Raw genomic sequence first — 12,833 nt, 5'->3', positions numbered from 1 at the left:
CTTAAGCGATTCAGCTATATATACTTTTCTATTTTTTAGCCCCGTTACAAATATAATACATAATTAAACTACACAAAATCCAATGAACAAATATTTTAGATTTTCCATTTAATGTTTTATTTGTAAAAATTTTCAACCATTCCAAAACCCATTGAATTTTTCTCACCAAATCCGCATTCATAACCAAATTTTATAAGGTTATAATCTCCAGAAATTTCAAATTTCATGTTGGAACACACATGAAACGTGTTTTTTATATTCATACGTTTTGTTTTATAATCCAATATCTCGATTTGAAAGTCCAAATCACATTTTTTACCATAATATGATTCATATTTGTTTTTAAGATTTGTTTTTAAATTTTCATAGAATTTAGAATTATTTGGAACAAGGTCTTTTACAGATTTTTTACCATCCTGCTCAACTTGAGTTTTTACATAAACTGGCGAAATAGTTTTTAAAGCATTAAATGAGCTTGGAATTTTTTCAACAATAATTTCTGAAGGCTTCATTTTTATATTTCCAACAGTTAATTCTTCTTTTTCAAAAAGTCCCTGAACAAAATTAAATAAAAACTCGTCATTTGGTGAACTCAGTTTTAAAAATAATCTCCCGTCATTTGAAATCAGCCCACCATTAGAAAACGTCCTGTTTGGAATATCAAGCCATGAAAATGTGAAAAATTTGTATTTATCATACTCATGCAGTTTTTTAGCATATTCACTGTTTCCCGTATTTAACATACCATATATCATTGATGCTAAATGGTATTGGTGATTAAATGGAATTAACGTATTTTTTTCTGTTTTTAACTCCAATTTTGCTCTCATGTATATCCCTCTAAGGTCTTATTTTTACTTAAAAAAGCACAAATTTCAATCTTAATATAATCTTATTATCCCACATAATACTACAAAATTATATATAATTACTGATTATATAAATTACCATTGTGATTTTTTAAGAATGGGGGTGAAAGTTAGTGGTAAATTCAATCAGTTCTCGAACAGGTAATGCTTTTGTAGACCATGGTTTATGCTGCATTGCAAGTTTAAGCAAAGTTAATTCATTATCAGACCTTAAAAAATCTGATTTTGAGAAAGTTTTAATTGAAAATAATATTCCATTGATAAACAAATCCTTAAAAAGCTACACCATGGTTTTTGGAACTAACGGTCCATTGTACCAGAACGCTTACAAAGGGAAAAATGAAGAACTTTATAAAGAATTTTTAAAAGAACTGGTTACCCATATCGGAGTTGAAGGTGACCAAATTTGTGAAATATGCGGTGCAAAACATGATTTTAACATGGATGAATCGTGGAAAAAAATCCTTGAAAAAACTGGCTTTAAAAAAAATGATAAAAAAATAAAAGAAGCTGGAAGGGACTTTTTCCCGTTAATCGGTACCGCAGGTAGTGGAGCCCATGCACTTTCCTGTGCATCCAAACTGCCAAACTTATGTCCGAAATGTCTTTATGCAGTACAGTTTATCCCAATGTCTACAATGCTTTTAAAAGGAAATTTAACATGCATTGAAAGTACATCTGAACAGATGATGGGTCTTTTAATAAACAAAAATGTGGAAGAAAATCTCAACCGGGTAGATTTGGAAAGCACCGAGATTTATGGAAAAAAAGACAGCACAAAACAGATTTTTTCAAATTTTCTTAATATTTTAAAATTTGTAAATGAGATTTATGAAAATGAAGTAATTTATTACTGGATATTTTCAAATTCAGGAGACAGTCCACGGTGCGATATTTTAGAAATACCAAATAATTTAATAAAATTACTCTGGAACCTTGCTCATGAAAATGAAAGTATAAAAAACGAATTTTTAAGTCTTGTTGAAAAAGATAAGGGTAGATTGCTTGATTCTATCTCAAATAACGAAGATATTATAGAATTATACCCGTACAAAAAAAGTGCCGGAGTCAGCGTTACACTCTACGAATACTATCAAAAAAACATCGTTGGGAGAAGTGAAACAGCTCTCAATTTTGCTAAAAACGTTGCAAAAGAACTTTTAGATGCAACCCCTGAAAAAGATGTTGAAAAATTAAAAAAAAGTGACATATTCTACAAATTCGAATATCAAAATGCAGTTAAAAAAACAATTTTTCAGATGTTATTGGATGGAAAAGCAACGTATGATGAATATTTATCACTTTTTAACCCGGATAATACGTATCTAAAAGTTTCAAGAGCGATAGATTACAGGCCAATAATTTATTATATTTACAATCGTCAGGAGGTGTAAAAAAATGTTGGAAATAGATTCAAAATTAATGAATCCCAAAATAAAATCTTTTGCAGAGCTTTATTTTAATTATTACGTGGTTGATGGTGAAAAAGGGCTTGGAAGGGGAATCGATAGGTTTAAAAAAAATATTCTCGATGATTTCAAAAAACTCAACCAGCAGTGGTTAGAAAACAGTTTTGCAAAAATCGCAGAGATATATGATTGTGATGACTTAAAACTCAATTATGATGGATGGTTTGAGTTTATAACCGATGATGAAGGGGATAAACAAATTCGTGAATTATTATACCAGGTAAGACTTGGTTTTGCAGAATTATATCGAAAATACAACAAAAATCTGGGGGAATAACTATGAAAACAAGCCACATTACAGGAACCATACTAATTAATGCAGAATCCAGCTTTTTAAACGGTGCTGGTTTAGGGATGGGGGAAGACAAAACATTATCCGTTGTTAAAAGACTTAAAGAAGGAAAATACACACTGCCTTACGTTTCTGCCCAAGCATGGAAACGATGGCTTAGAAATACTGCTGTAAATGAAAATAACTGGAAACCAAGTGTTTTACGGGCAATAGACCGAAATGAAAAGGGAAACACCAACAAAATTGCTGGAGAGTTAAACCCCGTAGTATTTCCTGAAGATGATTTATTTGGATACATGGAAGCCAGAAGTTCCAAAAAAGGAGAAAATAGCGAAAAAGTAAAAGCTGTAATCAGAGCGTCACCCTTTGTAGCTTCCATTTTAAAAGGTTTACGAAAAAAAGGTAATATTTCAGTAGATGATGGATTTGTACACTTAAAAGAAGGAACTCCTCAACCATACAGTACCCAATTTTATAACACTGCATTACAGGGCCTATTTAGTATTGACTGCAATAGGGTTGGAGTATTTAATAATTGTGGGGACCGTATTGAACTTGATATGCCATTTGCTGAAAAATATTTAAAAGAAGGATTAATTGAAGAAGTCAGCGTTGAAGATGAAAAAGACTGGAAGATATACCAGCTAAAAGACCTCGAAAAACAAAGGTGTAAGAGAATTTCTGGAATATTAAAAGCTATTTCAGTCCTTGAAGGGGGTTCCAAACAGGCGTCATTTGGTACGGACATTTCTCCAAAAGTAATCCTTTTAGCAGGATTAAATGGCGGAAACCCAATATTTAACAAAATATTTGTTCAGGAAGATGAAGGCGTTTTAATTAAAGTAGATGTATTAAAAGAAATAATTGAAGAATATTCTGATAGAATACCTGGAAAAATCTATTTGGGCATTAGAAAAGGATATTTAGAAAATGAACCCGAATTAGTAAACTTATCAGAGCAGTTAAATGGAAAATTAGTACTTGATGCTCCAAGAAACGCTGTTAATTCATTTATAAACCAGGAAATATTTGAAAAATAGGTGGGAATATGAAAGCCCTCCATATAAGTTTTGAAGGATTTACTTCAACATTTAAACATCCAAATATCAATGCAAATAATACTTTGTGTGCTCCAGTTCCGTCATACTCCACGATAGTTGGCTTGATAAGTTGCTGTCTTGGAAGGCCGTTGAAAATAGATGAAACACGTATCGGATTTAAATACGAATATGGTGGTAAGGGGGATGATTTGGAGAGTTTAAGCAGGCTGAAAATAACAGATACGGGAAATCTTACTAAAGACCCAAAACCCGGCATAACAAACAGGGAATTCCATGTAAATCCAGTTCTTGATATATACCTCACCAACCTTGAATTAAAAAGCTGCTTTTTAAGCCCAGTTGGTGTTCCGGTACTTGGAAGATCTCAAGACATTTCGTGGATTACAAAAATAGAAGAAATCGAAATTGAACCTGTGGACGAAGGTCTTATCAAACCCACACTTATACCCTACCCTTGCACGGATATTGGTGGACGTTTAATACGATACGTTGATTATTATGATACAGAAATAACAGGAAATATCAGAAAACCTGCGGTTCCCCCAATTCTGTACCAAATCGTTCCAAATTCTAAAGAAGGAATTCTAATAAAAAGAGATAATCTATATACCATTAATAATTGCGATGAAGTTATTTACCTTCACAAATTGGGGTGTGAAGAATGAAATTACTCGCAAAAAGCAGTGGAGAAAGTTTATTTGAACACAGCACATTAACTTACGAAACCGGACTTAAACTAATTGAAAATTTGCCCTGTTCAGAATTTGAAAGAGAAAATTTAAAAAATCTTTCAAAAATCCCTCTTTTATACCATGATATTGGAAAAGCTGCAACAGGCTTTCAAAATGTTTTAATTGGTAATGCCAAAAATTGGGGCGGAAACCGTCATGAAATAATCTCCGCTGCATTTTTAAAACAGTTTAATTTATCTGACGAACAGATTTTCGCGGTTATAACTCACCACAAAAATATTATGACATTAAATGGAACTTCAAAAAATCTTCCAATTGGACAGATTTCTGATAAACAAGATTCAAATTCTCTTAAAACAATAAAACAGGAATTTAACGAAAACAGCAGCGAAGTTGAAAAATTATGCGTTGATTTTCAAAAAATACTTGGTAGCAGCTTTATTCCATCATCAATTGTTGGTGATGGAATTGGAATATGTACCAAGTGGCTGAGGGGGGATGGTGGGAATTTTATCCCAAATCAGCAGCAGTTTTCACTTGAACAGAGAATTTTAGCATTAAAACTAAGGGCAATACTAAGAGCCTCAGACCACCTTGCATCAGGCCATACATTGCCAAAAGATAATTTGAATATTAAGAACTATTCCGCATTGAAAGATTACAGTCCACGATTTTTTCAAGAAAAATGCAGCAATACATCAAAAAATATGTTATTAATTGCACCAACAGGTTCTGGAAAAACAGAAGCTGCGATTTTATGGGCTCAGAACAATTATTGCGAAAATTCAAGACTTTTTTATGTTTTACCATATCAAGCTTCAATAAACAAAATGCATGAACGATTTTGCGAAATTTTCAGTGATAATAAAGACAAAATAGGTGTTTTGCATTCAAATTCGTTGTTTTATTTTTACAACTTGCTTGATGACGAAATTTCAGAAGACATAGACGCCAAAGAAGCTGAAAAGAAAAAACAAAAACTTGCAAGAGAGTTATCGTCACTATCTAAGGAAATATACTACCCTGTTAGAATATGCACCCCACACCAGTTGTTGAAATTTGGATTAAAAGGGCCAGGGTGGGAATTTTTATATTTAGAATTTGAAAATAGTATCGTCATCTATGATGAAATACATGCTTTCCAGCCGCGAATTGTTGGTTTAACACTTGCAACCGCCAAATTATTAACAAAATTGGGTGCAAAAGTAGCATTTATTTCCGCGACATTTCCAGAATTTTTAAAAAAATTAATTACCCGGAGAATAGAAAATATCGAAGAAATAACTCTTTCAGAAAATCAGCCATCAGATAAGGAAGTTCTTGATAAAAAACGACATAACATTTCGGTAATTGATGGAAATCTTTTTGATAATCTTGATTTAATCAAAAAAGAAATAAAAAGCGATAAACACGTGTTAATAATTGCAAATCACGTGAAAACTGCCCAAAAATTATTTGATGAGCTTAAAGAGTGCAGTCCAGTAATGCTTCACAGCAGATTTAATAAAACAGACCGTAAAAACAAAGAAGATGCGATCACCTCAAAGAATCCGCCAAAAATTGTAATTGCAACCCAGGTTATAGAAGTGTCATTGGATATTGATTATGATTTGATGTTTACTGAACCTGCAGTTCTTGATGCTCTTTCCCAGAGGTTTGGACGGGTAAATAGGAAAGGTTCTCGAAAACCAGCTGATATTTATGTACTTAGAAAACAGTATTCAAATCACCAGATATACGATAAAAAAAGAACGTCTGAAACTATTTCACTGCTTGAAAAAACTGAAAATCCTCTTGGTGAGATGGAACTTTTGGGCATGATAAACGAGATTTATAAAGAGGGATATAACGAAAAAGAACTGTTAGAATTTGAAATGGGATACAATAATAAAGAAATTTCAAATTTCGAAGAAAATTTAGTTGCAGGAATTACTAAAGACTGGGTTGAAGGGGTACTTGAAAATTATGACAATCTCTGCACCGTTGTTCCGCTGTCATTTAGGCCAGATTATCAGGAATTAAAAGAAAACGGCTGCTGGTTAAAAGCCGGGGAATATTCGCTCAATGTAAATTATAACATGATAAAAGACTTTATTGTTGGCGAAAGAGATTCTGGCGTATGCTTTGTAGACCTATCATATGATTCGGAAAAAGGCTTAGATATTACTTCTGAATCCAAAAGTGAGGATATATTAGGGGATTAAAATGCCAATTCAAGACAAATTCAAAGACCTCCGCCTGAAAGGTACTGAAATAAATTACTACTTTATATGTAAAACCAAACTCTACCTTTTTTCAAAAAATATCCGGCTTGAAAATGAGCATGAAAATGTCCGTTTAGGAAAATTTTTACACGAAAAATCGTATAATCATGAAAAAAAGGACATAATTATCAATTCTATTGCAATTGACTACATTAAAAATAAAGATGGCATTTTAGAGATACATGAAGTTAAAAAAACTGATAAAATGGAAAAATCGGATATTTTTCAGGTGTTATACTATATTTACTACTTAAAAAATCAAAATATTCCTGCAATCGGCTTTATTAATTATCCATCTAAAAATAAAATTTTAAAAGTTGAATTAAATAATAAAAATACGTCAGAATTAGAACAGATTATTGAAAAAATTCATAAAATAATTGATTCAGACGTTCCGGTCAAACCTGAAAAGAAGACTTACTGTAAGAAATGTGCATATTTTGAATTTTGCTTTTCATGAAGGGGAAACTATGAAGTCCAACAAATACTTAAACTCAGAAGGAATTCTAAAAAGAAAAGAAAATACAGTTTATTTCGTAAATTCTAACGGAAAATCGGTACCAATTCCAGTCGAAAAAATTTACGCAATTTACTGTTACAAAGAAGTGAGCTTTACCTCAGGCGTTGTAGCCCTTCTTTCAAAGTACAACGTACCAATACATTACTTTGGAAGATATGGAAATTATATCGGTACATTTTATCCAAAAGGAGAAAATTTTTCCGGAAAAGTTATTGTAAAACAATCAAAAAATTATTTAGATGAAGAAAAACGAAATTATATCGCCAAATCATTCGTTGAAGGAAGTATCAAAAATATTTCAAAGAATACTTCTCGATATAATTTAGAATACGACGTCAATGATTTATTGAATCGTTTAAATTCAGCAAAAACGATAAATGAAATAATGTCTGTTGAAGCCCTTTCAAGAAATATATATTACTCAAAGTTCGACGAAATTTTCAAAAATTTTGAATTTGAAAAAAGAACTAAAAGACCGCCTGAAAATGAAATTAATGCACTTATTAGTTTTGGAAATTCACTCCTTTATTCGAACACGATTACAGAAATATTCAATACACACTTAAGTCCCGCAGTTTCGTACCTTCACGAGCCTTTTGAAAAGAGATTTTCGCTTGCTCTTGATATAGCGGATGTTTTTAAGCCATTTATAGTAGATAGACTTATTTTCAAGCTTGTAAATAAAAGAATTATAAACGAAAATCATTTTGAAAAAGATTTAAACTCCTGCCTTTTAAATGATGCAGGCAGAAAAATATTTTTAGAAAACTACAAAGAAAGACTTGAAAAGACAATAAAACACAGAAAATTAAATAGAAATGTCTCTTATCAACGTTTGATACGTCTCGAATGTTATAAACTTGAAAAACACGTAATGGATATAGAACAATATCAGCCATTCGTAATATGGTGGTAGTTTTGTACGTTATAATCGTATATGATGTTTCAGTTGAACGAGTAAACAAAGTTAAAAAATTCTTAAGAAGATACCTTAACTGGGTTCAAAACAGCGTATTTGAAGGGGAACTTACAGATTCTGAATTTTTAAGAGTGAAAACAGGATTAAAAAAGATAATTAAAGAGTCAGAAGACAGTATCATAATTTTTAAACATAACGATATAAAATACATCGACAGGCAGGTTTTAGGAATTGAAAAATCCCAAAACGATGATATTTTATAAATATACTCATTTTTTACAGGTCTCGAATCATTCATTTTTCCAACATATTTTATATATTTACATAAATAAATTTATCCGTTTTTAAGAATAATAAAACTTTACAGTTGAATTATAATAATTTTCCTCGTAAAACTTTCTTATTTTTACATGTAAGTTGTAAATTGGTTCTTTTGTACATTTTAAAGTACTGATTTTTAATCTTACATCCATATAAATAACATGTTAAATTATCGATTCGAGATTTGAGCTTTAAAATAAAGCTCTTTGGATGCTTATTTATAGTAAAATAAGCAATATATTGAACTGTTAAAATAAGACCTTAAAGGGATTGAAACCAATATTATAAAGTCGTAATTTCAGGAGATGCTTTAAGTGTTAAAATAAGACCTTAAAGGGATTGAAACACAGTTAAAAAAAGTAGTTCGGGGGGTTCTGATAGTTCTAAGTTAAAATAAGACCTTAAAGGGATTGAAACAATTACAGCAATATACTTGAAATTGGCGAGAAAATAGTTAAAATAAGACCTTAAAGGGATTGAAACAAAGTCCAAGTAATAAATCAAATGAATACGCAGGATGTTAAAATAAGACCTTAAAGGGATTGAAACGATGAAATATTTGAAAAGCTTGAAAAAGTAGAATTAGTTAAAATAAGACCTTAAAGGGATTGAAACGTCTTATCTGCGGCACAACGGCCATAAACTTCATAATGTTAAAATAAGACCTTAAAGGGATTGAAACGTTTCATTTGCAGAAACTTCGCTACCTTCTAAATTTGTTAAAATAAGACCTTAAAGGGATTGAAACGTAACGTTTAAAAGATAGTATGTAGTGTATGCTGAAAGTTAAAATAAGACCTTAAAGGGATTGAAACCTAGAAAAAGGTTTACGCACAAAATCGATGTAACTGCGTTAAAATAAGACCTTAAAGGGATTGAAACACAAGGGGAACAAGGCCACCCCTTTAATTTAAATATGTTAAAATAAGACCTTAAAGGGATTGAAACAATGTTTTTTCTGGAACTAAAATATTATCTTCACTGTGTTAAAATAAGACCTTAAAGGGATTGAAACGTAAAATAAAAGTTAACAAAATGCCACCGGCAGGGGGGTTAAAATAAGACCTTAAAGGGATTGAAACGTATGTGTGTCTAAATATACATTATATGGAGTTTCAGTTAAAATAAGACCTTAAAGGGATTGAAACGTTCTTCATCTTCAAAAAATGAAGACAAATCAAACGTTAAAATAAGACCTTAAAGGGATTGAAACAAATATTCAAAAAAATAAATACTTTTTTAACTTTTAGTTAAAATAAGACCTTAAAGGGATTGAAACAATAAAGCAAATTACAACGCCCTAATTGGTGGGAATAGTTAAAATAAGACCTTAAAGGGATTGAAACAGCTCTGTGCAGGTCACTTTCATTTTCTTTATTATTCGTTAAAATAAGACCTTAAAGGGATTGAAACAAAATATCCTAAATATGGCATAATTAAGATTAATTTTGTTAAAATAAGACCTTAAAGGGATTGAAACATAAGTGCACTGATTACTGAATTTGCAGCTTCATTAGCGTTAAAATAAGACCTTAAAGGGATTGAAACTTTATAACTTTGTTCTTAAAGAATTCCTGTGTAGAGGGTTAAAATAAGACCTTAAAGGGATTGAAACTAATTAACGGTCGGTTTTTTCTTAGATTTTGGCAATATCAGTTAAAATAAGACCTTAAAGGGATTGAAACGTTAAATTTATTTAAATTTAATTATTTATATTGTAGTTAAAATAAGACCTTAAAGGGATTGAAACTTAAAATCGATTATATTTTCTTTTGGTAATAAGTTTCAGTTAAAATAAGACCTTAAAGGGATTGAAACGTATATGTAAAAAAACTTCACAAGCGGTTTTATCAAGTTAAAATAAGACCTTAAAGGGATTGAAACAATATGTTGAATAACAGCTTTTACAAGCAAGATAAAGTTAAAATAAGACCTTAAAGGGATTGAAACTAAATAATCTTCTAATTCTTTATAACTTGTAATATTGTTAAAATAAGACCTTAAAGGGATTGAAACACGAATAACCGCCCTTTCAGAGGAAAACGGAGAGCGTTAAAATAAGACCTTAAAGGGATTGAAACTCAAGATTCAGAAGAACAATAAGCGACATGATAAAGTTAAAATAAGACCTTAAAGGGATTGAAACATAATAACCTGTAATCACCCATATTCAATTAACTTCGTTAAAATAAGACCTTAAAGGGATTGAAACTCATGGTCCACAATTCCACTTATAATGGAATTTGATGTTAAAATAAGACCTTAAAGGGATTGAAACGATTTTTCAAAAATTAACTCATGGGTCCCTTTTGGTGTTAAAATAAGACCTTAAAGGGATTGAAACAGTATCACAAACGTTTTATTCTATTCTTGGAGTAAGTTAAAATAAGACCTTAAAGGGATTGAAACTGATTTCAACAGCTGAATCATGAGTAGTATTTTCTTGTTAAAATAAGACCTTAAAGGGATTGAAACCAGTTTACAAAAATCAACCTCAACTGCAATGAACGTGTTAAAATAAGACCTTAAAGGGATTGAAACGATGATACAATAACTCTTTCTGAAACTTCCGCAACGTTAAAATAAGACCTTAAAGGGATTGAAACGTGAAATTATGATTGTAAAAGAAGTCAATTTCAAAGTTAAAATAAGACCTTAAAGGGATTGAAACACAGATACCTGTTGAATAAAGTGCAGCTTTATTAGTGTTAAAATAAGACCTTAAAGGGATTGAAACATATATGCGAGTGTATTTTCAAACCGGGCTACTTCGTTAAAATAAGACCTTAAAGGGATTGAAACCTAACTTCGCTTTCAAAACATAGTTTGTCACCGATAAGTTAAAATAAGACCTTAAAGGGATTGAAACTCCTGCGGGGACTCTCATATCTACATTGTTAAGTTTTGTTAAAATAAGACCTTAAAGGGATTGAAACGATTAAAATCTGCAACATCTTCCCTAAATGGTGCGGGTTAAAATAAGACCTTAAAGGGATTGAAACTTGTCTGGCTGGTACAACGAATTTTGCAATTGTTTGGTTAAAATAAGACCTTAAAGGGATTGAAACGAAGTAAATCTTTCGGGTTGAATTTTCCCAGTTTTGTTAAAATAAGACCTTAAAGGGATTGAAACGCTTTTTTTAGCATTAAAACCTCAAGCATAATCATAGTTAAAATAAGACCTTAAAGGGATTGAAACTGTTTCCTTTTTTAAAACGCCCTCGGCGGTCATTTGTTAAAATAAGACCTTAAAGGGATTGAAACCTTCAAGCGAAGTTCAAAAACTCGCAATTGCATTAGAGTTAAAATAAGACCTTAAAGGGATTGAAACTTACAACCGCACTTACTACATTAGTATCGTTAGAGTTAAAATAAGACCTTAAAGGGATTGAAACTCTGATTTCCAGAAACCACGGCATTATAACTTGAATGTTAAAATAAGACCTTAAAGGGATTGAAACTCAAATGAATATGAACCGTTTGCTTGTCCAAATTCGTTAAAATAAGACCTTAAAGGGATTGAAACGAAGCAGTAACTGAGTTTTTGACAAAAAATCCAGAGTTAAAATAAGACCTTAAAGGGATTGAAACAGTGGTGAAGCTAAAAATGCAAGATTCAAAGCAGTTAGTTAAAATAAGACCTTAAAGGGATTGAAACAAAAAAGGCCAAAACGGTATCAAAAATGCTTTTAAAGTTAAAATAAGACCTTAAAGGGATTGAAACATGTTGAGCTCACAAAAGAAGAAAAACTGTACACAGTGTTAAAATAAGACCTTAAAGGGATTGAAACTTCTGCAAAAGGGTAACAGCATTGGTAAGTATACGTGTTAAAATAAGACCTTAAAGGGATTGAAACATTGCTGCATTTGCTGAGGTCATTGCTTCGTTGAATAGTTAAAATAAGACCTTAAAGGGATTGAAACTCTGATGCACTGATCTCCAGTAGATCTACAAGTCAGTGTTAAAATAAGACCTTAAAGGGATTGAAACTTGCTTGATGAATGCGAAAACGTGCAAAACCCTTTTTTTGTTAAAATAAGACCTTAAAGGGATTGAAACGTAATCGCGGTTAAATTGTAATCAACTGATAAATCCGTTAAAATAAGACCTTAAAGGGATTGAAACACGACTGAAAATCATATAGATATTGTATGTACTGTTGGTTAAAATAAGACCTTAAAGGGATTGAAACAAAATTAACTGATAAAATATCGTATCCTCTGGGATAGTTAAAATAAGACCTTAAAGGGATTGAAACAAAATTAACTGATAAAATATCGTATCCTCTGGGATAGTTAAAATAAGACCTTAAAGGGATTGAAACCGTTTAACTCTGATATTTGGTTTTTTTCTGTGCTTGTGTTAAAATAAGACCTTAAAGGGATTGAAACATTATCAAGCGCAATAGCAAGAGCTTCGACATAG

9 protein-coding genes and 1 CRISPR repeat array (1 of these 10 only partly in view) are annotated in these 12,833 nt (G+C 31.2%); of the genes, 8 read left to right on the top strand and 1 reads right to left on the bottom strand.

Annotation, left to right across the window (positions count from 1 at the left end):
• Positions 1 to 116 precede the first annotated feature (116 nt).
• A complete protein-coding gene (gene cas6, locus ACS5L2_RS02680; RefSeq protein WP_459202224.1) occupies positions 117 to 830 on the bottom strand; it encodes a CRISPR-associated endoribonuclease Cas6 in 714 nt (237 codons plus the stop codon).
• Between the two features lie 152 nt (positions 831 to 982).
• Between cas6 and ACS5L2_RS02675 the strand changes: the two genes are divergently transcribed.
• Genes ACS5L2_RS02675 through cas2 form a run of 8 tightly spaced genes read left to right on the top strand, consistent with a single transcriptional unit; the run spans position 983 to position 8,349 of the window.
• Positions 983 to 2,263: a hypothetical protein gene (locus ACS5L2_RS02675; RefSeq protein WP_459202223.1), complete on the top strand. Its 1,281-nt coding sequence runs from the start codon at positions 983 to 985 to the stop codon at positions 2,261 to 2,263.
• 4 nt (positions 2,264 to 2,267) lie between these two features.
• On the top strand, positions 2,268 to 2,615 hold the full coding sequence (locus ACS5L2_RS02670) for a hypothetical protein (protein ID WP_459202222.1): 348 nt from the start codon (positions 2,268 to 2,270) through the stop codon (positions 2,613 to 2,615).
• Between the two features lie 2 nt (positions 2,616 to 2,617).
• Positions 2,618 to 3,670, top strand: coding sequence for a type I-B CRISPR-associated protein Cas7/Cst2/DevR (cas7i, locus tag ACS5L2_RS02665; RefSeq protein ID WP_459202221.1), 1,053 nt, complete (start codon positions 2,618 to 2,620; stop codon positions 3,668 to 3,670).
• A gap of 8 nt (positions 3,671 to 3,678) precedes the next feature.
• Positions 3,679 to 4,356 carry a CRISPR-associated protein Cas5 gene (gene cas5, locus ACS5L2_RS02660; RefSeq protein ID WP_459202220.1) on the top strand — a complete coding sequence of 226 codons (678 nt, stop codon included), beginning with the start codon at positions 3,679 to 3,681 and terminating at the stop codon, positions 4,354 to 4,356.
• Positions 4,353 to 6,587 (top strand): CRISPR-associated helicase Cas3', encoded by a 2,235-nt coding sequence (gene cas3 / locus ACS5L2_RS02655; RefSeq protein WP_459202219.1) that lies wholly within the window; start codon positions 4,353 to 4,355, stop codon positions 6,585 to 6,587. Before cas5 ends, cas3 begins: the two co-directional genes overlap by 4 nt.
• 1 nt (position 6,588) lies before the next feature.
• A complete protein-coding gene (gene cas4 / locus ACS5L2_RS02650; RefSeq protein WP_459202218.1) occupies positions 6,589 to 7,107 on the top strand; it encodes a CRISPR-associated protein Cas4 in 519 nt (172 codons plus the stop codon).
• Positions 7,108 to 7,117: 10 nt separating this feature from the next.
• The gene (gene cas1b, locus ACS5L2_RS02645) at positions 7,118 to 8,083 is read left to right on the top strand and encodes a type I-B CRISPR-associated endonuclease Cas1b (RefSeq protein ID WP_459202217.1); all 966 of its coding nucleotides are present in this window, start codon (positions 7,118 to 7,120) and stop codon (positions 8,081 to 8,083) included.
• Positions 8,084 to 8,085: 2 nt separating this feature from the next.
• Positions 8,086 to 8,349 (top strand): CRISPR-associated endonuclease Cas2, encoded by a 264-nt coding sequence (gene cas2, locus ACS5L2_RS02640; RefSeq protein WP_459202216.1) that lies wholly within the window; start codon positions 8,086 to 8,088, stop codon positions 8,347 to 8,349.
• A 305-nt stretch (positions 8,350 to 8,654) separates the two neighbouring features.
• Positions 8,655 to 12,833: direct repeats of the CRISPR family, unit length 30 nt; unit sequence GTTAAAATAAGACCTTAAAGGGATTGAAAC (it continues 1,424 nt past the right edge of the window).

This window comes from Methanococcus mangrovi (assembly GCF_054506835.1).
The sequence above is the reverse complement of the archived record's forward strand: the minus strand, read 5'-3'. Positions and strand labels throughout refer to the sequence as shown.